General features: G+C 35.2%; 24 protein-coding genes and 1 riboswitch. Of the genes, 21 read left to right on the top strand and 3 right to left on the bottom strand.

The window, feature by feature from the left end:
* The first annotated feature begins 5 nt into the window (after window positions 1-5).
* The 15 genes from PRVXT_RS14215 to PRVXT_RS14145 all read left to right on the top strand — a co-directional run bounded on the left by PRVXT_RS14215 (window position 6) and on the right by PRVXT_RS14145 (window position 12,762).
* The gene (locus PRVXT_RS14215) at window positions 6-722 is read left to right on the top strand and encodes a YwmB family TATA-box binding protein (RefSeq protein ID WP_350343520.1); all 717 of its coding nucleotides are present in this window, start codon (window positions 6-8) and stop codon (window positions 720-722) included.
* A gap of 18 nt (window positions 723-740) precedes the next feature.
* Complete coding sequence (murA, locus tag PRVXT_RS14210; protein WP_350343519.1) at window positions 741-1,991, top strand: UDP-N-acetylglucosamine 1-carboxyvinyltransferase; 1,251 nt, start codon at window positions 741-743, stop codon at window positions 1,989-1,991.
* Between the two features lie 89 nt (window positions 1,992-2,080).
* Window positions 2,081-3,058, top strand: coding sequence for a stage II sporulation protein D (gene spoIID / locus PRVXT_RS14205; protein ID WP_350343518.1), 978 nt, complete (start codon window positions 2,081-2,083; stop codon window positions 3,056-3,058).
* A gap of 45 nt (window positions 3,059-3,103) precedes the next feature.
* On the top strand, window positions 3,104-3,889 hold the full coding sequence (locus PRVXT_RS14200; RefSeq protein ID WP_350343517.1) for a M23 family metallopeptidase: 786 nt from the start codon (window positions 3,104-3,106) through the stop codon (window positions 3,887-3,889).
* A gap of 156 nt (window positions 3,890-4,045) precedes the next feature.
* Complete coding sequence (spoIIID, locus tag PRVXT_RS14195) at window positions 4,046-4,300, top strand: sporulation transcriptional regulator SpoIIID (RefSeq protein ID WP_350343516.1); 255 nt, start codon at window positions 4,046-4,048, stop codon at window positions 4,298-4,300.
* Window positions 4,301-4,379: 79 nt separating this feature from the next.
* Window positions 4,380-5,405: a rod shape-determining protein gene (locus PRVXT_RS14190; protein ID WP_350343515.1), complete on the top strand. Its 1,026-nt coding sequence runs from the start codon at window positions 4,380-4,382 to the stop codon at window positions 5,403-5,405.
* A gap of 76 nt (window positions 5,406-5,481) precedes the next feature.
* Entirely contained in the window at window positions 5,482-6,255 is a 774-nt protein-coding gene (locus PRVXT_RS14185; RefSeq protein WP_350343514.1) for a flagellar hook-basal body protein, read from the top strand.
* A 16-nt stretch (window positions 6,256-6,271) separates the two neighbouring features.
* Window positions 6,272-7,039, top strand: a complete 768-nt coding sequence (locus PRVXT_RS14180) for a flagellar hook-basal body protein (protein WP_350343513.1) — start codon at window positions 6,272-6,274, stop codon at window positions 7,037-7,039.
* A gap of 4 nt (window positions 7,040-7,043) precedes the next feature.
* Window positions 7,044-7,526: a hypothetical protein gene (locus PRVXT_RS14175; RefSeq protein ID WP_350343512.1), complete on the top strand. Its 483-nt coding sequence runs from the start codon at window positions 7,044-7,046 to the stop codon at window positions 7,524-7,526.
* A 102-nt stretch (window positions 7,527-7,628) separates the two neighbouring features.
* Window positions 7,629-8,213 carry a hypothetical protein gene (locus PRVXT_RS14170; protein ID WP_350343511.1) on the top strand — a complete coding sequence of 195 codons (585 nt, stop codon included), beginning with the start codon at window positions 7,629-7,631 and terminating at the stop codon, window positions 8,211-8,213.
* 91 nt (window positions 8,214-8,304) lie between these two features.
* Window positions 8,305-9,372, top strand: a complete 1,068-nt coding sequence (locus PRVXT_RS14165) for an ABC transporter permease (protein WP_350343510.1) — start codon at window positions 8,305-8,307, stop codon at window positions 9,370-9,372.
* A complete protein-coding gene (locus PRVXT_RS14160; RefSeq protein WP_350343509.1) occupies window positions 9,365-11,050 on the top strand; it encodes a hypothetical protein in 1,686 nt (561 codons plus the stop codon). Before PRVXT_RS14165 ends, PRVXT_RS14160 begins: the two co-directional genes overlap by 8 nt.
* 157 nt (window positions 11,051-11,207) lie before the next feature.
* On the top strand, window positions 11,208-11,333 hold the full coding sequence (locus PRVXT_RS14155; RefSeq protein WP_350343508.1) for a hypothetical protein: 126 nt from the start codon (window positions 11,208-11,210) through the stop codon (window positions 11,331-11,333).
* A complete protein-coding gene (locus PRVXT_RS14150; RefSeq protein WP_350343507.1) occupies window positions 11,330-11,485 on the top strand; it encodes a hypothetical protein in 156 nt (51 codons plus the stop codon). The genes PRVXT_RS14155 and PRVXT_RS14150 overlap by 4 nt, the downstream gene beginning before the upstream one ends.
* Window positions 11,486-11,559: 74 nt before the next feature.
* The gene (locus PRVXT_RS14145; protein WP_350343506.1) at window positions 11,560-12,762 is read left to right on the top strand and encodes an arginine deiminase; all 1,203 of its coding nucleotides are present in this window, start codon (window positions 11,560-11,562) and stop codon (window positions 12,760-12,762) included.
* Between the two features lie 151 nt (window positions 12,763-12,913).
* Here PRVXT_RS14145 and PRVXT_RS14140 read toward each other — a convergent pair whose 3' ends face one another.
* Window positions 12,914-12,991, bottom strand: a complete 78-nt coding sequence (locus PRVXT_RS14140; protein ID WP_350345173.1) for a S26 family signal peptidase — start codon at window positions 12,989-12,991, stop codon at window positions 12,914-12,916.
* A gap of 128 nt (window positions 12,992-13,119) precedes the next feature.
* On the opposite strand from PRVXT_RS14140, the gene PRVXT_RS14135 reads away from it, so the two are divergent.
* Window positions 13,120-13,914: a hypothetical protein gene (locus PRVXT_RS14135; RefSeq protein ID WP_350343505.1), complete on the top strand. Its 795-nt coding sequence runs from the start codon at window positions 13,120-13,122 to the stop codon at window positions 13,912-13,914.
* A 59-nt stretch (window positions 13,915-13,973) separates the two neighbouring features.
* Here PRVXT_RS14135 and PRVXT_RS14130 read toward each other — a convergent pair whose 3' ends face one another.
* Window positions 13,974-14,942, bottom strand: coding sequence for a DMT family transporter (locus PRVXT_RS14130; RefSeq protein WP_350343504.1), 969 nt, complete (start codon window positions 14,940-14,942; stop codon window positions 13,974-13,976).
* A gap of 97 nt (window positions 14,943-15,039) precedes the next feature.
* Here PRVXT_RS14130 and rbsK point away from each other — a divergent pair, with 97 nt between their 5' ends.
* Both rbsK and PRVXT_RS14120 read left to right on the top strand, forming a co-directional pair.
* Window positions 15,040-15,918 carry a ribokinase gene (gene rbsK / locus PRVXT_RS14125; protein ID WP_350343503.1) on the top strand — a complete coding sequence of 293 codons (879 nt, stop codon included), beginning with the start codon at window positions 15,040-15,042 and terminating at the stop codon, window positions 15,916-15,918.
* Window positions 15,919-15,927: 9 nt separating this feature from the next.
* Window positions 15,928-16,833 (top strand): nucleoside hydrolase, encoded by a 906-nt coding sequence (locus PRVXT_RS14120; RefSeq protein WP_350343502.1) that lies wholly within the window; start codon window positions 15,928-15,930, stop codon window positions 16,831-16,833.
* Window positions 16,834-16,837: 4 nt separating this feature from the next.
* Here PRVXT_RS14120 and PRVXT_RS14115 read toward each other — a convergent pair whose 3' ends face one another.
* A complete protein-coding gene (locus PRVXT_RS14115) occupies window positions 16,838-17,572 on the bottom strand; it encodes a polyphenol oxidase family protein (protein WP_350343501.1) in 735 nt (244 codons plus the stop codon).
* 88 nt (window positions 17,573-17,660) lie between these two features.
* On the opposite strand from PRVXT_RS14115, the gene PRVXT_RS14110 reads away from it, so the two are divergent.
* From PRVXT_RS14110 to PRVXT_RS14100, 3 genes are all read left to right on the top strand, one after another.
* Window positions 17,661-18,044 (top strand): RidA family protein, encoded by a 384-nt coding sequence (locus tag PRVXT_RS14110; RefSeq protein WP_350343500.1) that lies wholly within the window; start codon window positions 17,661-17,663, stop codon window positions 18,042-18,044.
* Window positions 18,045-18,164: 120 nt separating this feature from the next.
* Entirely contained in the window at window positions 18,165-19,469 is a 1,305-nt protein-coding gene (locus PRVXT_RS14105; protein WP_350343499.1) for a serine hydrolase domain-containing protein, read from the top strand.
* A 228-nt stretch (window positions 19,470-19,697) separates the two neighbouring features.
* Window positions 19,698-19,805: riboswitch (glycine riboswitch) on the top strand.
* Between the two features lie 121 nt (window positions 19,806-19,926).
* Window positions 19,927-20,298: a GrdX family protein gene (locus PRVXT_RS14100; protein WP_350343498.1), complete on the top strand. Its 372-nt coding sequence runs from the start codon at window positions 19,927-19,929 to the stop codon at window positions 20,296-20,298.
* Window positions 20,299-20,316 lie beyond the last annotated feature (18 nt).

Below are 20,316 nucleotides of genomic sequence, written 5' to 3'. Positions count from 1 at the left end.
GGAGAGTGGAGAAAACTATATGTATAATAATTATTTTATTGCTATCTATGGCTAGCATAACTTTGGCTATAGAAACAACTCCTGCTGGAGGAGTTGACGAAATAAAAAGTTTAATAAAGGTTTCTGAAGCCATGGATGGAGATGTAGTTGCTTATTCGTGGCAAGCCCATGTAAAAATTGAAGATAAGCTAGATAAAGATGAACTAAACGAAACTTTAAAAGAATTCTTAGGGGAAAACTTATCTAAGGCGGTAACCGAAACATCAAAGGACCATGCATATGGAGAGTGGTACTCAGAAGACACATATAATAGCTTGTCTATTGTTGTTGATGAAGAAAATGGGCATACCTATATTGTTTATAGTGTAGAACTAAGTAATGAAAAATGCCTTATTAATTGGCATAATAACTTACATAACAAAATTTCACATTTTGGAGAACCTTTTGTAGCTGTAAATATACATAAAATATATGATGGCAACTTTAATTCCACTTTAAAAGAAAAAAATATACAGGCAGCTTTTAATGCAGCCAACTCAACTTTTAATGTTGATAGCAAAGGGGAGGGGTATGTAGGTTATATAGGTTATACACAAGAAATAGACAATTATGTTATGGTTAATGATGATAAAGTTAATTTGCACATTACAATAACTACTGATAATACAGCAGATGTAGAATACATAAATATAGCTACTCCATTAATTATAAACAGTTATTAACTGAAAGGGGGACCAAGATTGGAAAAAATATTAATTACAGGGAAGAAAGCACCTTTAAAAGGGTCAGTAAAAGTTAGCGGAGCAAAAAATGCAGCACTTCCTATTTTAGCAGCCTCCCTTTTGTGCCAAGGTGTTTCTACTTTAGAAGATGTTCCACCGTTACAAGATGTAAAGGTAATGCTACAAGTTTTAGAGCAGCTTGGTGCTACTGTTGAAAAAGGGGATAAACTAAAAATTAACAGCACAAAAATAAAAAAAACTGAGGCCCCGTATGAACTAGTAAAGAAAATGAGAGCTTCGTTCTTAGTCGCAGGGCCCTTGCTTGCCAGACTGGGGCAGGCAACAATATCTTTGCCGGGAGGTTGTGCTATAGGAACAAGGCCAATAGACTTACACTTGAAAGGGTTTGAGGCTTTAGGAGCAAAAACGGAGTGTGGCAGTGGCTACATTAAAGTTTGGGCAGATAAATTAATTGGAACAAATATCTATTTAGACTTTCCTTCTGTAGGAGCAACGGAAAATATTATGATGGCTGCTACTTTAGCTGAAGGGAAAACTACTATAGAAAATGCTGCAGCAGAACCGGAGATAGTGGACCTAGCAAACTTTTTAAACTCTATGGGAGCTAATATCAAGGGAGCGGGAACTAGTGTTATTAAAATAAAGGGTGTAAATAAATTATCCGATTGCACTTATACCGTAATTCCTGATAGAATTGAAGCGGGAACTTATATGGTAGCCGCTGCTATAACCGGAGGAGATATAACTATAGAGAACGTGATAATGGACCATCTTAAGCCTGTAGTGGCAAAACTACAGGAGGCAGGGGTGAAATTTGTTGAAGGAGAGACAAACGTAAAAGTTATGGCACCAAAAACCATAACAGCAGTTGATATTAAAACATTACCATATCCAGGGTTTCCTACTGATATGCAGCCTCAACTATTAACGTTAATGACAGTTGCGAACGGCAGTAGTGTAGTAACTGAGAGTATATTTGAAAATAGGTTTATGCATGTTCATGAACTTCATAGGATGGGAGCTAAAATACGAGTTCAAGAACGTTCGGCATTAATAACAGGAGTAGAAAGGCTATCGGCTACAGAAGTAAAAGCTACAGACCTAAGGGCAGGGGCAGCAATGCTGCTAGCAGGTTTGGTCGCCGAAGGCACAACAGAAGTTACAGATATTTATCATATAGATAGAGGGTATGTTGGAATAGTAAAAAAGCTAGCAAATATGGGGGCTGACATTAAAAGGTCACAATAAAAACGTCTAAAAAAATAGACGTTTTTTATTTTTTCAGCATTTTTATTTTACCTAGCACATAATATTAACTATGTGAGGAGGTAGAATCAATGGGGAAGCATGCTATGTTTTTCATTATTGCATTACTTATAATAATTATTATAATGCCAGCTATTTTGGTGAAGGGGTGCAAGTTTGTAACACCTTACGAACTTGATGTAAAGTTAGAAGATGATACACTTATTTCAGTTTTTTTCCATGAAGAAAAGGAGATAAAAGAAATGCGATTGGAGGACTATCTACTAGGGGTTGTAGCTGGAGAAATGCCTGCTTCTTTTGACATTGAAGCTTTAAAAGCGCAAGCAGTAGTTGCTCGCACATATGCATATAACCAAATTATAAATGGGGGATGTACCAGTCATCCTGATGCAGATATTTGTACTAATTATCAAAGTTGTCAACATTGGATTTCGCAAAAACAAGCTAAAGCAAAATGGTCTACTTCAGAAAAAAGTAGTAACTGGGACAAAATTATAAAAAGTGTTGAAGAAACAAAGGGGAAAATATTAACTTTTGAGGGGCAACCTGTTAATGCGCTATATCATTCTACGTGCGGGGGGAATACAGAAAACTCTGAGGACGTTTTTCAAAGTTCTAAACCGTACCTTAAATCTGTTGAGTGTGATTATTGTAGTGACTCATCAAGGTTAGAGCAAAAGGTAAAAGTCTCTGAAGATGATTTTTTAAAGATGATTCAAGACTTAGTTAAAGTGCAAAATTTAAACTACGAAAAGGACATAGCCATAGATCAAAGAAGTAGTACAAATAGGGTTAAAGATTTTAGAATTAAAGACGAAACATACTCTGGCAACGATGTGAGAATGGCGGTGGGGTTAAACTCTACAAATTTTGAAATGAGCTACGATGAAAGCGACATAATTTTTGAAGTTTTAGGGTATGGCCATGGAGTTGGTCTTTGTCAATATGGAGCAAATGGTATGGCAAAATTACAAAAGAACTTTGCGGATATCTTACATTTTTATTATAAAGACGTTGAAATTAAACAAATTTATGAAAAAGTAGAATAAAAATTATAAAAATGGATATGCTACTCCTTTAGAGGAGTGGTAAAAATGAAGAAATATTATATAAAAATGAAAAAGATTTTATTACAATTTTACTTAAGGTTAAAGGAAAGCACAGTAGTGTTTATAAAAAAAGCAAATAAATGTATAAGACAAGGTTTTAAAAAATTTATGGGACTACCCAAATATATAAAAACAGCTTCAGCATATGTTGTTTTTATAGTGTTATTGCTATCTTTTACTTTTTGGAGAATAAACTCCTTGCCATCCTTTTCTGTGCAGGATACACCTTCTCAACCTAATGTTGAAAACAAGATGAACCATAACATTTATGACGAAATGGAAATCAGCAGAGACTTCGAAGATGAAAAAGGAGAAGAAAAAGAAGAACCCATAACAGAACAAGAATCTGAAGAAGTAACAACGGAAATAGCTAACTTGTCATGGCCTTTGCAGGGAGAAGTGGTTAAAAAATTTAATGATATGTGGACACTTAATAGTACCCATCAACCAATAACAGGAATTGCAATTCAAGCTGAAACCGATAGTAAAGTGAGGGCTGCGCTATCAGGTTCCGTTGAACAGGTCTATAATGACCCTATGCATGGAAATACAGTTGTCATAGCTAATGAAAAATACACCACTGTTTACTCCAGTCTATCCTCTGAAATATTGGTAAATGAGGGGCAGAAAGTTTCTAAAGGTGACAGCTTAGGAACTCCAGGAAATTCTTCGCTATTAGACATTTCGCCATCCTTCCTCTTGTTTGAAGTAACTGAGATAAATAGCGAAGGAAAAAGTGAATACATAGATCCACTTTCTTTGCTTGAATAGGCCTATTAGATAAAAAGAGGTTGCTTTAGGTTAAACCATAATAACCTAAAGCAACTTCTTTTTTGTTGTAAGTTTATAGCTCTTTTTACTAGTTATAGTCATAAATCCTCCTTATAAAGTAATATAAATAATTAGCTTAAGATGGGGGGAGAAAAAATGAATGACTATATAGTAGAACGAGTGCTAACTATAAGCGCATATGTGATAGAAACTGAAGCAACAGTTAGAAAGGTATCGGAAATGTATGGAGTTAGTAAAAGTACCGTTCATAAAGACTTAACAGAAAGACTGCCTGAAATAAACAAGGAACTGGCAGAAAAGGTTCGAAAAATATTAGAAAAAAATAAAAAAGAACGCCACATAAGAGGAGGAATAGCAACAAAAAACAAATATTTGTTTTCTAAAGCTTAATATAGGCAACAAAAATAAAGGAATTTTTAGGTAAATGTAGAATCTTAAAACTAAGTCATTGTGAAGCGGGAGGGAATTAATGTTGTTTAAAATAGGTAAAGATATAGGGGTTGATCTAGGCACTGCCAGTGTTCTAGTTACTGTTAAAGGGAAGGGAGTTGTTTTAAATGAACCTTCTGTAGTAGCTATAGATAGTGATAGAGATAAAACTTTGGCAGTGGGGGAAGAGGCTAGAAGTATGCTAGGCAGAACTCCCCTTAATATTTCTGCTATTAGACCTCTAAGAGAAGGAGTAATTGCAGATTTTGATATAACAGAAAATATGTTGAGATATTTTATACAAAAAGCAGCTGGGAATTCTCCTTTTTTTAAGCCTAGAGTTATGGTTTGTGTGCCGGCAGGGATTACATCGGTGGAGCAAAGAGCTGTAATAGAGGCAGTACTTAACATAGGAGCTAAGGATGTATTTTTAATAGAAGAGCCTCGGGCGGCTGCACTGGGAGCTGACTTAGATATATTTGAACCCTTTGGCAATATGGTTATTGACATAGGTGGAGGGACAACGGATGTGGCGGTAATTTCTTTAGGAGATATAGTAAAAAAGGAAAGTATTCGTGTAGGCGGAGATAAACTGGATGAGGCGATTGTAAGACATATAAGGGACAAGCATAATTTGATGATTGGTGAAAGGTCTGCTGAAGAAGTTAAGATCCAGGTAGCTTCTGCTGATCCTAGCACCAGGAACAAAACAATGGAAGTGAGAGGAAGGGACATAGTTACAGGGCTTCCCAAAACCTTGACAGTAGATTCGGAAATGGCCTATGAAGCAATCAAAGAACCGGTTAACTCCATATTAAGAAGCACTCATATGGTACTAGAGAAAACCCCCCCAGAGTTAGCTGCTGACATTATTGATAAGGGTATAGTAATGACGGGAGGAGGAGCTTTATTACATGGTTTAGACACTTTTTTAACTGATAAGCTTCAGTGCCCTGTTTTTATAGCAGAAGACCCTATATCTTCTGTAGTTAGAGGAACGGGTATAGCATTAGAAATGTTGGACAACATAATGGATACACTTGCCAGCAGTAAAAAACCGGTTTAAGGCTAATAGCCCATTGACTAGTTAGGCATTATGGATTATTCTTTTAATATAATAATATTTAAGGTGGGTGAAGTGAATGATTCGAGGTTTGCAACTCTCTAGTCAGGGTATGATTGCTCAGCAAAAAAAACAAGAAAATATCGCAAATAACATAGTTAATGCTAACACCAATGGATATAAAAAAGATCAAAGTGTAGTAGGTGCGAAACCAGAAATGTTTATACATAGACTTAACGATGCAGTTATGGAGACTTCTTTTGGAAGAAGAGATCTTATGCCGGGAGTAGGAGGCTTAGGAACAGGAACTATAGTTGATGAAACATTTACAAACTTTACTCAAGGGAATATAGTACAGACAGACCGAAATGCCGACCTTGCTTTGGTGGGAGAAGGTTTTTTTACTGTTCAACAAGACGGAGAAACATTTCTAACTAGGGATGGAGAGTTTAACGTAGATTCTCAAGGGAATCTTGTTACTAATAAAGGGGCTTTTGTCTTAGGTCAAAATGGTCTAATAAATGTAGGTAGTGATGATTTTACTGTAAATGAACAGGGGCAAATTTTTGTAGATAACGAGTTGGTGGACTCTTTGGATATAACTGGAGTGGAAAACCCTAACTCTATGTTGAAAATGGGAGAAAATCTTTTGCAATTGACAGATGATAGCGTAGAAGTGGGCGCTAATACTATAGTTAAACAGAACTATCTAGAACAGTCAAATGTAAACTTAGGAGAAGAAATGGTTGATATGATATCTACTATGAGAGCATATGAAGCAAATCAAAAAGCAATTCATACACAAGATGAAACTTTAGGCAAAGCAGTAAATGAAATAGCACAGCTACGTTAAAAAAGGAGGTATTAAGATGAGGTCATTATGGATTGGCGGATCAGGACTTATGTCCCACCAAACAAATATCGATAATATTGGTAATAATATCTCTAACGTTAATACTAATGGTTATAAAAAAAATAGAACAAGTTTTGAGGACATGCTTTATGCTAATGTACAGCAAAATATAGATCCTGTTGTTGGGGAACTTCGCCAAACTCCTGCTGGAATTCAAATTGGAAACGGAGTAATGGTTTCTGGAAGCAAACAAGTATTTAGTCAAGGTGCTTTAAACAGCACTGGCGAAACATGGGATTTAGCAATCGAAGGTCCTGGATTTTTTGGTGTAGATGTTGACGGAGTAACCCACTTAACTAGAGATGGGAATTTTAGTGTGGATTCTGAGGGGAATCTAGTTAATTCCAGTGGATATATGGTGGATGGTGATTTTCAAGATTTAAGCCAAGCGACAAATATATCAATTAATCCTCAAGGAGAGGTCTATGGAAATTTACCTGGTCAAGAAGAAGCAGCCTTAATCGGGGATATAAATACTTATAATGTAGATAATCCCGAAGGATTACTATCAGTTGGGGATAATCTTTTATTGGCTACCGAAAATTCCGGTGACCCACAAATATTTCAGTCAAACATTAAGCAAGGTGCTCTAGAAGGTTCTAATGTAGACTTAGCTGAAGAACTAACAAACATAATAACCGCTCAAAGGACATATCAGGCCACTGCAAAAACAATACATACTGCAGATGAGATGATGGGTCAAGCTAATAATATAAAGAGGTAATATAATGACAAAAAAGGTAATTACTTCGTTGGCAATTAGTTTGTTAAACATAATGTCGTTTTTTGTTATCTATCAGCGTGATGATGTCTACAGCACAGTATTAATTGCGACAGTTACTTTTATATGTGTTTACTGGGGTAAGCCCTGGTCTATATTAGTAGCTACTCTGTCAACTTTTTCAATCTACTTTATGGATTATCAGTACGCTCTAGTTTTATTAGCTTCGCTAATTATATATATACTGATTTTTGACTATTTTATAAAGGTCGCATATAGTAAAAATGAGAATAAATCATTAGTTCAAACTGCCTTTATGGGAATAGCACTGGCAGTTGCTGCTAGTACATTTTTTACTGCTATTGTCTATCAATGGTCTGTACACTCTATTGTGCTTGCTCTAATCCTAGATTCTATAGCAGGTATGATAGGGGTGGTGGCTACTAGTTTTGCTAGCTATTATTATAAAGATTGGTTTGTGAGCAAGTAAAAAGTCACCAGCAGGTGACTTTTGTTCATTACTACGGATTTGTTCGACATTTATTTCCTAGAAAATACTTTATAACTCATAAAATAAGCTGGAGGTGTAACTATGTGGAGTAATTTGTCTAAGGACAAGATTACATGGAAACTAAGAGATTATAGACAGTTTTTATTTGAAAACATGCTGGGAAGTGTAGCAATCTTTTTAGGAATTTTTATTTTGATACTCAACTTATTACCTACTGGTCATAACGATATTCTTTTTTTGGGTTTGTTTATGTATGGTCTCTTCTTTTTATACAAGCAAATGTGGTTTTTTAGTCTTGCAGCCAGTCTACTAACAACTATGGGAATATATTATACTTTGCTGTTAAATAATCAATTTACTCAAGGAGGAGAGTCTTCTTTTCTTTTATTTTTTGGGGTTGGTTTTTTAATTCACTATTTAGTCTTGAGAAAGTGGAGCTGCTTTTGGCCTTTAATTCCTGCTGTTGTCATGCTTTTTTTAGGAGCGTTAACTATGCTTAACTCCGAACTTTCTAGAAGAGTGTTGTCCACGTATTGGCCATTATTACTAGTTTTAGTAGGAGGAATTTTGCTAGGGCTTCCAAAGATTCACGAAAAAATCTCTAACTATAATGTTATGAGAGTTATAAAAAAAATTAAAAACTATAGATTTAGGCAAAAGTCCTAAATCTTTTTTTTGGGTCAAAAAAAGAGGTATGGAGTTATGAGAAAGAGAAGAGTATTATTAAAAAAATTTGCTCAAATGGGGAGGGGTTAATGTGAAAAAAGTTTGGGGACTAATTATGGTGCTGTGTGTGTTTGTTTATATTTTTACTCATGGACTTTTGGCCAACACTTCGATACCTAATTTATTTCCTAAGGGACAAGGTTTTCTATTAGTTTCATTTTTTTTGATACTAGCCGTTATAATAAAATATGTAAGCAAACAAAGAGAAGAAATTTTTGTTAATTTTAAAGATAGTATTTTTATGGACTCTGAATCTACTAAACGCTCAGCAAAAATATTTTTAAGGAAGTTTGGAAGAAATAAGCTGGTTTGGTTTGCTGTTCCTATACTGGTTATTTTAATTGGCATGGCTTTTTTTCCTAGTTTTTTTGCTACTTATAGTCCACAGCCGGTTTATGGTCCTTATGATATGCCAAGTGATAGATCACCTTCTAGAGAACATTTTTTTGGTCTTACCTTTAACGGATTAGATTTATGGTCCTTATTGGTATTTCAGGCAAAAGATGTATTGTTAATTCCTGTTAAAGCTACATTTTACAGTTTTGTTTTAGGGTTGGTATTGGGTGCTTTAGCTGGATATTTAGGAGGATTTGCTGATTTTTTGGTGTGTTGGATGGTAAATAGTTTTTTGGCTTTTGTTCCTTTGGTTCTATTTATGACTGTCTTAGCATTTGTTGGTTTTGGTAGAATGGATGTAAGAATTTGGCTCTATAGTATATATGGTGGATGTTTACTTTCTAAGGTAGTAAGAGCTCAATTTTTAAGCTTGCGGGAAAGAGAATTTGTGCAAGCTGCAGAATCGTTGGGGTGCAGTGAGTTTGAAGTTATTTTTAAACATATGGTTATAAACTGTTGGAGTCTACTACTTGTTCAGTCTACTCTGTTCATGGGTCAGATACTAACTATGGATGCAGCTTTAGCCTTTTTAGGATTTGGAGGAGTAGGTTGGGCAGAAATATTGGGACAGTATTCATCATGGGGTTTTAATGATCCGTGGATGATGTTTTTTCCTGGCTTATTACTTTTCTTAGTAATTGTATCTATAAACATATTAGGAGAGGGTATCAGAACAGGATTGGGGGTAGATGATTATGCTTAAAAAAACTATACTAATATCAACCTTGATGGTTTTATTTTTAAGCCAACCTACTAATGCCGAACAAACTACACATAGATTTGATTGGTCTGTAGAGGAAGTCATTAACAGTGTGTACGGACATCAGCTTCCTGCTAATGTTGATTGGGACTATAAAGAAAAGGTTTTATATAACCATTGGTGGGAAAAGAATGAAGATGACACTTATAATTATATAATTTCTAGGGGACAGATAGATGGAAATGAAGATAAATTCGAACTATTTAGCGATCAAGAAGATACCTTTATTATTGACCTAATGCGACATCAGGGCAAAAAATATATATTATGGGCTAATGAAAAAGAAGATTATATCTTACCTACGTTATCAGTATATCAAGGAAATAACAAAATAAGTGAAATAGAGTTAGATGAAAAAATAGATAATGATTTTAATTCTATAAGAGATATGGCTATAGGTGCAGAGGAAGATTTCTTATATTTAGCATATCGGGGTAGACAGAGAGCAGTTGGTGATGTAGAGGTAATAGAAAAAAGAAAGACTGACGGAGAGTTGATCTTTCACTACACTGTGGAACTTCCACCTAATCAAGGAGTTATCCCCAATATGGAGATTTATCCTGACGGTGAGGGTGGGGCTTTCATTCTTTATAAAAGAGAGCACTTAATTGAGCTACTTAGAGTTAACGATAGTAGTATGCAGTTTGAACAGCTGGATACAGCAGCCCATAGAATGGGCTTTTATGGTACCAATACTGACTATGTAGTTAATGATATTGCTCCTCAAGTTGTACAAGACTCCGATAAAAACCTTCATATAGTCTATACTTATTGTACTTATGATGGATTTGGAGATGATATAATTGATGTGAAATATATAAAGTATAGTTATAGTCAAGGTATAGAAAAAAAGAAAGTCCTCTCAAATGAGAAGGGAATATCAAGGTTTCCTACAATAACCATGTCTGACGATAATAATTTAGTAGTTTCCTGGACAGATGATAGGTTTGAAAACTACGAGGCAGTATATATAAAAATGAATAAAGATGGAGATATTTTGACATCCACGCCTAGAAGAATTACTTGGGAAAGAGAGTACTCTAAGCTGCCTAAAGTTTTCTATGTGGATGGGTATGCCCATGCTTTTTGGTATCGACAATGCCCAGATTCTTCATTTGTCATACACAATACAATGTATAAGAACGATAAAGACCCAGCACCGTACTCAAAATGGATGGCTGTGGGAGTAAACCCGTATGGAAGAGGGGGGACTGTTAGTCAATTCGGCTTCTTTATGTTAATATCTTCTTTTAGAGGGTTAGTATTTCTTTTTACTAACAGTATATATATTTTGCTGATAATGCTATCAATGGCTATTTTTAACAAAGTGGGTCTGCTTTATTATCTAACCCAACAACCCTATGCGTTTTTCATTTTGATAATACTAGGCTTAATGATTTTAATGCCACCTATGGAAGTTACAAGCACAACTATGTCTGTATCAGATGGGATGGAAATGAGGGCTGGGATAAGTATGGCACTATTAACTGCTTTGTTTTTACATAAAATAAAAAGACCACCGAGCACATCTTTAAACATCTTTATAGGGATTGTAATTTGGATGTTTGTTACAGCAATTATCCTGCATTATCCAGGTGTAGCTACAGAATACGCCATTTAAATAGGGTTGTTTAAAAAGAGTTCAGCTAAGAAGAAATACTAGCTAAAATAAACTTTATACTCCTGCATAATAAACAAAAGAAAGTGCAATTTGAAAATAACAACTTGACTTATATAGCCCTTTTTGCTAATTTAAACTTAAGGGAGGAGTTATAGGCATGGTTGAAACTATCCTAACTGTATTCTTTTTAGCTTTAGGATTTTGGATTGGTGCTTGGATTTCAGTTGATATTATAAAATCCCTAGTGAATTTTGTTTATATAAAATGGGGTGAAAGTGAATGAATATATTTACTGAAATAGCACAGTTCATGTATCAAATAACAGGGGTAAATGTGGCATTATATCTTTCTACGGGCTTTTTTTTAGGAGTTCTAGTGATTTTTACTGCCACCATGTTAATGGTAATATTTAACTTGTTAGCGACAAAAGTGTAATTATACTTGCATTATTTGTTTAAAACCTCCTAATACTAATATAAGAAAATATATTAGTATTAGGAGGTCTTTTAATGCCTGTAAATTCAGATATAGGTCAACTTAAAAAAGTAATAGTTCATAGACCATCAGATGAGCTGGAATATTTAACTCCAAAATATTTAGAACAGCTATTGTTTGATGAAATTCCGTGGTTAGGAAGAGCCCAAAAAGAGCATGATTTGTTTGTTAAAAACTTAGAGACTCAAGGAATTGAAGTTTTTTACCTAACAGATTTAATCGAAGAAGTTCTACAAACAGAGAGTTTAAAAGAGGAGTTTATAATAAAACACTTAGATTTAAGTCATATAGCCAATCTTAGCACTCGACAAGCCGTACATGATTACCTTATGGAAAAAGATGCAAGCTATGTAGTTAAAACACTAATTAGAGGATTAAAAAAAGATTATGTACAAACTCTAAAAGAATGTAAATCATTATCTGATCAAACTACAAAAACCTTTCCATTTTACTTGGCCCCTATTCCAAGTATGTATTTTTCGAGAGACCAAAGCGTTACAGTTGGCAAAAATGTAATGTTAGGGTCAATGCTAAATGATTCTAGACAAAGGGAAACATTATTTATGGAATATATAAGCAAATATCATAGTCAATTTTCAGACTATGAATGTGCACTGGATAAGCCTATCCCTCGTGGACTTGAGGGAGGGGATGTTATCATGGCATCAGAAGATTTAGTGATTATAGGTCTTTCTGAAAGAACAACTGAACAAGCTATAGAAACAGTAGCTCAACAGTTGTTAATAGATAAACGGTTAGTTAAAGAAGTTTTAGTTCTCCAGATTCCAGCACAACGAGCATACATGCATTTGGATACTGTTTTTAATATGGTAGATATAGATAAATTTATACTCTATCCAGGAATAAAAGACGAAATTTATACTTACAGGCTAACGGCTAAAAATTCTAAAAAAGTTGAAGCCACAAAAGCTGGGGAATTGAAAAAAGCTCTTTCAGAGTCTTTAGGTTATAGCGTTAACATTATTTATACTGGAGGAGATGATCCTATTACTGCTGCTAGGGAACAATGGGGTGATAGCACAAATACATTAGCATTATCCCCAGGTACAGTAATAGCCTATAACAGAAATGTTGTAACAAATGATATAATGAGGAAAAATGGCATAGAAGTTATAGAATTTGAAGGCTCAGAGTTAGTTAGAGGCCGGGGAGGACCCCGTTGCATGTCAATGCCCTTTGAAAGACTATCACTATAGAAGAAAGTAAGGGTCCTGTCTTAAGAAAAGGTTAAAAATCTTATCTTAAGACAGGCCCTTATTTAATGACTGTTTTCTGATGTATTGCTGTAACCTGTAGCCTATCTTATTTTAGTGCAATACCAAAGATATCCTCTTTATTAACTGGCTCTTAAATACGAGAATCGCCACTATTTAATCTGTTGTCTCTCATAACGAAATAATGGTTTTCTCTTAAATTTAACTCTATTTTTAAAAATTGACATTATGTAATATAAAACCTTCTGTGTTTACCACTATCTTTGCCATCTCTTAAAAATAAGTTTTAGCAGGTTAAGAGCATATTTGATATAATAGAATAAAAGGAGGTTAAAAATAGTGAAAAAAGCATTGATTACATTAAATGTCTCGGAAAGCAAAAGACTGATTGCAAAAGCTATTTCAAAGCTTCCACAAATTGTAGAAGCTATGGACAAAGGGAAAATTGTTATAGCTGGAGGGACAACTAACGGATACATAGTAGAAGAACTAACAGGAAAAAAAATTAACAAGGAGCTTTACACAGCTGGAGTGATTTGTCAGGGGAGGGGGTGCATAACTCCTGAAGAAAACAGAATATCGCCTATTGTATTAGAAAAGGGGGAAATATCCTCACTGACTTGGCTGGAAGCGCTGGAAACTATGGGGAAGGGCGATGTTTTCATCAAGGGTGGAAATGCAGTAGATAGTGATAAAAACGTAGGTATTATGGTAGCTCATCCTCAGGGGGGAACTATTGGGGCGGCTTTAGGAACTGTTATCGCAAAAGGGGTAAACCTAGTTTTGCCGGTGGGGCTGGAAAAGTTAATTCCATCCGTACGGAAAGCCTCATTAGCAGGGGGAATTGAAGAAATAAATTATTCGTTGGGAATGCCTGTCGGGCTTGTGCCTGTTTCAACGGGACAAGTAATAACAGAAGTGGAAGCTGTAAGTGAGAAATTTGGTGTCAAATCTATTCCTTTTGCAGCTGGTGGAAATGGAGATAGTCAAGGAAGTATTTCTTTAGTTTTAGAGGGCGACGATGAAAGGATAAAAGAAGCATTTAATAACTTAAAGAGAATAAAAAAAGAGCAGCCCCTTGAGGCTGTTAAACAAAAATGTCCATGTAAGCGACCGTGCAATTATTTTAAATAAATAAAAATTCCTGTTAAGAGAAGTAAACTTCTTAACAGGAATTTTGGCCTTGCTTTGGCTTAACTAGCTTTCGGCTCTTGTTTTACATATATACCTTTAGAAGATACAGGCTTTTGTTTTCCTAATAAATTAGTTCCAAGTACTCCGGTTATGATAAAGAAAGCTCCTATAACATGATAGTAATAAAAGGATTCGCCTCTGATAAAAACTCCGGCAGTAATTGATATAACTGTAACTAGGTTGGCAAATACTGCCCCTTGAGCTGCATTGACCTTAGATAGAGTAAAGTTAATTAAAAAGAAAGCTACCACTGATGATAAAATACCAAGATATAAAAGTGGTATTAGTACTTCAGTATAAGTAAGGGGAACAAAAAAAGAACTAAGCTCTCCCTTTATACCTTGTTGAATAACGGCAATTGTGGAGAAAATTAATGCTCCTGCTCCCATCATAGAGTATGTTCTTTGAAATGGAGTAAGAGAAACAGATAAGCTTCTGGATGTGATATTAAAACCAGCACCAGCCAACACTGCAATTAACAATACCATTATTCCAGCCAAATTCGAAACTACCTCTCCCTCAGCTCTTCCTTGCATTATAGCGATAAATATCACCCCGGAAACCGAGGATAGAATAAAAGGAATTTGGACCTTTTTGGGATACTCTTTTAGGAATACAGCGCTAAAAATTGCTACAAAAATTGGAATTAAGGCAATCATCATGCCTGCTTCTGATGACGAGGTCATTCTTACGCCTGTCGTTTCAGCGCTAAAATATAAAAAGGGCTGAAAAAATACAAGTAATAATAATTTTTTGCTAAGAGGAATTTTTTTTACTTTTAGTCTATTCCCCAAAGCAAATTGAATTAAGGTCATAGTCAAAAAGGCAAACATAAACCTGAAACTCAAAAGATGATACGGAGAAATATACTCCAGCACTTCAGCTGTAAACATAAAAGAAAATCCAAAAATAGTTGCATAACCTAAGCCTGTAAAAAAGTGAATGTTTTTTTGAACAGCTTTAATCATATTACGACCCCCTAAATTATCTTCCACTTAATTATAATACTTGTAGAAATAATTTAAAAGTAGTAATCTATTAGTAAGCTGATGAGGAGGAATAACATTGTCAAAGGTTATTGTTGTGGGAAGTATAAACGTTGATTTAGTTTTTAAAACTGAGAATCATCCATTACCTGGCGAGACTGTGATGGGAAAATCCTATTGTCAGTATAACGGTGGCAAAGGGGCTAATCAAGCAGTTGCAGCTGCCCGCTTAGGATCATCTGTTTTTATGGTAGGTGCCGTTGGTAACGATGAGTATGGACTTAGCATAGTTAAAGATTTAAAGAGAGATAATATCAATACAAAGAACATAGTTCAAAAGGGAGAGGCAACTGGTGTAGCGGCTATAACATTAGATAAAAAAGCAGAAAACTCAATAGTGGTAATTCCGGGTGCAAATCATTATTTAGAGCCAAATGATTTGCCGGAAGACTTAATTTCCACAAATGATATAGTGCTACTACAATTGGAAATATCAATTGAAATGGTGGAACAGGTGGTCAAAATAGCTAAAAATAAAGGAGCAAAAGTTATTTTAGATCCTGCCCCAGTTAGCCCTTTATCAGAAACCATTTATAAGCATTTAGATATAATTAAACCAAATGAAGGAGAGGCTTTAAAGTTATCACAAAAAGATAATATAGATGATGCTGCCCAGTTCTTTCTAGACAAAGGCGTGGAGAATGTTATTATAACATTAGGAAAGAATGGGGCAAAGTTATATAGTAAAACAACAAAAAAAATATTTCAGGGCATAGAAGTTGACCCAGTAGATACTACTGCAGCAGGTGATAGTTTTTCGGGAGCATTGGCTGCGGATTTATCTAAGGGGAGTAACCTAGATGAATCCATAAAATTTGCTATAAAAGTAGCATCAAAGACTGTAACCAAAATGGGGGCACAGTCTTCTTTGCCAATACTAGCCGAGGTGACAAAATAGGAGGTTAATATGAAAAAAGTAATTTTAGATGTAGACCCAGGAATAGATGATGCTATGGCGTTGGCGTTAGCATTCAAAAGTGAGAAGTTAGACATTCTCGGTATAACTACAGTAGCAGGAAATCTGCCATTAGAGACTACTACCCAAAATGCAGCTAATGTGCTAGATGTTTTAGAAGGAAAGTGCAAGGTATATAAAGGAAGCGAAAAACCTCTTGAAAAACACTTGCGCACAGCAGAGCATATACATGGTCCAACAGGTTTAGGGTACTTAGAACTACCTGAAATAAAAGAAAATATAGCACAACAAGATGCTGTTACTTTTATGGCTGAACAAATTAATAGATATCCAGGAGAAATTACTATAATTGCTGTGGCTCCCCTAACAAACATAGCCAAGCTCTTTAAAGACTACCCTAAGATTGACGAAAAAATTGCTGAAATTATAATTATGGGTGGAGCAGTGGATGTTAAAGGAAACGTCACTGAACAGGCGGAATTTAATATTTATGCTGATCCTGAAGCGGCAAACATAGTTTTTTCTGGAAAATGTGGCAAAACTCTTGTAGGTTTAGATGTGACTTTAAAGGTATTGTTAACTGCTAAAGAATTAGATGAAATTTCTTGCATTAAAAATAAAGTATCAGATGCGGTAGAAAAAATGACCAGATTTTATTTAGACAAATATGAAAATGTTAATAAATTAGCAGGATGCGCACTACACGACCCATTAGCTGTAGGAGTAGCTATCCAACCTGATATAGTAAAAACAACCCCTATGTACTTAGAGGTTGTTGAACAAGAAGGCGAAAATAGAGGTAAGGTCCTTAAAAAAGCTCAAGGAGAAATTATAAAAGTTTGTAAAGGCGTAGATAGCGATAAGTTTTTAAGATATTATATAGAAGCTTTAAAATAGCAGTTTAATTCATCCCCACTAATGTTAGTATCCTTCCAGTGTTTTTACCGTCCCTTCTTACTGAGAACAATTTTGGGTTACAGAAATTGCATAAACATAAATTTTTAAAATTACCGTTGAAACCAACCTGACGAAAATTATGTTGAGATGCTGCAGCTATATCTATGGAATATAGATTATCTTTTTTACCAACAATACTAGCAGGGTAATTATATTTATTGATAAATACATCGTATAAATATTGGTCATGCTGCACATAGCATTCTTTGCAGATGCCGGCTACATAAATTACAGAGATATCCTCTAGCTTAGCCCCGATGCTAACCATATGTTTTAATAATTTTATTTCAAGCTTACCAACTACACCTCGCCAACCGCCGTGTGCTAAAGCTAGGATACTTTGTTTAGGGTCATGCAACACAATTGGATAGCAGTCGGCAGTAGTTATTGATAAATATAATCCTTTATCTTTTGTTATTAACCCGTCTTTATTATCAATAGTATCTTTAGATGCAACAACGCCTCGTCCCCCATCTTTTAAACTAACTTCAACATAATCACTTCCATTAGCAAGGTTGGGGCGAACTATTTTATCTAATGGAACTTTAGTTTGGTTGTTAAGATTGTTAAAGCTTTGCCTTGGTGGGATTTTTGAAGCTGTATCGATTTTAAATGAACCTAAATCTGTGGTGGAAACAAATATATCTAAGCTATTTTCACTAAATTTGTAGATTGACATTTTTTTCACCTCATTTAATTTTTTGCAGGATATTATAGAATTAACCTATAATATTATATTATACAGAAAAAATAAGGAGGTTTCATTAATGGAAAGAACTATAGTTTCTACAGAAAGCGCTCCAAAAGCTATTGGCCCATACTCACAAGCAAATACGGTGGGCAACATGGTATTTACTTCCGGGCAAATTCCATTAGATCCACAAACCATGGAAATTCCTACCCAAGATGTGCAAGAGCAAACAAAGTTGGTGTTAGAGAATCTTAAGGCGGTAGTGGAAGCAGCAGGTAGTTCCATGGATAACGTAATAAAGGTTACTGTATTTATCAAAAACATGGATGACTTTGGAAAGATTAACGAAGTTTATGGTGAGTACTTTGCCGATAACCCACCGGCTCGTTCCTGCGTAGAGGTGGCCCGTCTTCCAAAAGATGTTCAGGTGGAAATGGAAGCTATTGCTTTAATAAAGTAATTTTAGAAGAAGCTATCGACTCAGCTCGGTAGCTTCTTTTAATTAAAATAGAAGGAAAAAGATTCGAGTATAGAAATATGCTAGTAATAACAACATTATAAAAAAACTAGGAGGGATATGGTGGATTGGAAAAGTTTTGAGAAGTATGTAAAAGAGATAATGGAGGAGGAAAACATAGCTGGGGTTGCTATAGGTGTTTCTAAGCATGGCAAAACCATCTACAAAAAAGGGTTTGGCGTTAGCAATAAACAAACAAAAGATCCGGTGGACAGCGGAACCATTTTTGGCATTGCCTCTATTACAAAGTCATTTACAGCCCTTGCGATTATGCAGCTACAACAAGAAGGTAAGTTGTCAGTGGATGATCCAGTTATTAAGTATCTACCTGAGTTTAAACTATGTGGAGTTGAGGATATGAGTGGCATAAAAATACATCACCTGCTATCACATACAACAGGATGTCCACCGATGAAGCGGAGACAAGAGCTTAATAAGCTAAAAGAGCACTTAAAATACCTTGCAAATGAACAGTGCAAAATTTTAGGTAGACCGGGTGATTATTTAAGTTATTGTAACGACACATTTTTATTGTTAGGGGCCATAATAGAGCGAGTAACAGGAAAGTTATATCGTCGTCATATAACCGAAGCTATTTTAGACCCTTTAAAAATGTATCGCTCCACCTTTAGCCTAGAAGAAGTAGAAAAATATGAAAATGTTTCGGTACCGTACAACTATAACAGCAAGGAAAAACAGCTAGAAAAACAATCATGGCCTGTGCTAGGCAACTATGAGGTTGGGGGAGGAATTCGCTCCTGTATAGATGATTTACTCAATTATGGAGAAGTTTATGTTCAGGATAGTGTTATTATAGATAGAAAAAGCATATCAAAGATGTACCAGCCTGTTTATAAAATTGACAAGGATAGCTTTTACGGATACGCCTTAAAATCAACAATTAACTATAATGGTGTGACCTTGGTTGAACATGGAGGAGGACAACCTGGGGTTTCCTCTAATTTTGGTTTTATCCCTGAAGAAGAAGCTGTGATTGCAGTACTTACGAATGTAGGTGGTGTTTCTGCAGGCAAAATTTGGATGGCAGTGGTAAACACAATGCTAGGGTTACCACTTGAGTATAATCAGCGGAAAGAACCTTACCCTTACTATAACCTCACTCCTAGAGAGCTAGAGGTTTTAACGGGAAAATATAAATCAGCTGAAGGACAAGGATTAACAATTACAATAAAAGAAGGAAAACCAATAGCTAAAATAGGTGAAAAAATATATGAGTTAAGAGCAAGCACAAAGGACACTTTGGTGCTAAAACAAAAAGAGCGTCCAATTAAGTTTTACTTGGACAAAGAAGGAAAACCGTGGGCGGTGCTGCTGGGCATGAGGATGCTCCATAAAGAGAATAAGTAGCTGCTGGGTATCTAATAAACCCTTAAATCTCAAAAAAAATTATTAAAGCTATAACCTGTGGAAAGTCAATGTTTACAAGAGGTATAAATAAAATTTATAACTCTTATAAACAAATTTTGATAAAGTGAAAAGGATTTTTTTCACTTTCGTTGAATACTACTAATACAAGTAAATATACAAGTAGTATTTGATGAGTTTTACTAACTAAACAATAATTTTATATCGGGGATGATCAGTGCGGGAGAGACCACTTTATTTGTGGCGCCGAAGGAGCAAAGGGTTTACAAAAGCCTGTAAACTCATAACCTCTCAGGCCAAAAGGACCGTGCTGTGACCACACTCTGGAAAGTCTTCGGACACCGACGGAGCAACCCTTTCAAGGGAAATCTCTCAGGTTAGTAGACAGAGGCAATGGCATATTCTTGCTATTGCCTTATTTTGATTAGGAGAGAAAAAAATGGAAAAGATAATAATAACAAATAATAGCAAGGTGAATGATTTTTTTGTCAAAGAATGTGATAAAGAAAATGTGAACTTAAAATTTGTTGACTCTCTGCCGGAAGTGTTGCTTACAGCCCGTGACAAAATACATGAGGGGTACAAGCTTGTAAATCACCCACTAGCCAGCAGCATAAAGCCATATAAAAACTTATTTAAAACCGTGGTTGTAACACAAAGTGATAAAAATTTAGATTACTTTTCATTATCTGTGATGGAGGCGGCTATTAACAAAAGTAAGGATTTTGAAAAAGATGTTTTTATAACTCCCCAAATAGAGGAAGACTATAAACTAATTGATTTAGAAATGTTTAAGGGGTGTTTAAAATAAATAAACAAGGAGGTTTAA

Origin of the sequence: Proteinivorax tanatarense (genome assembly GCF_040267685.1) — a bacterium.
Taxonomy (GTDB): Bacteria; Bacillota; Proteinivoracia; order Proteinivoracales; family Proteinivoracaceae; genus Proteinivorax; species Proteinivorax tanatarense.
Note: the sequence above shows the minus strand (reverse complement) of the source record. Positions and strands in the feature narration are given on the sequence as shown.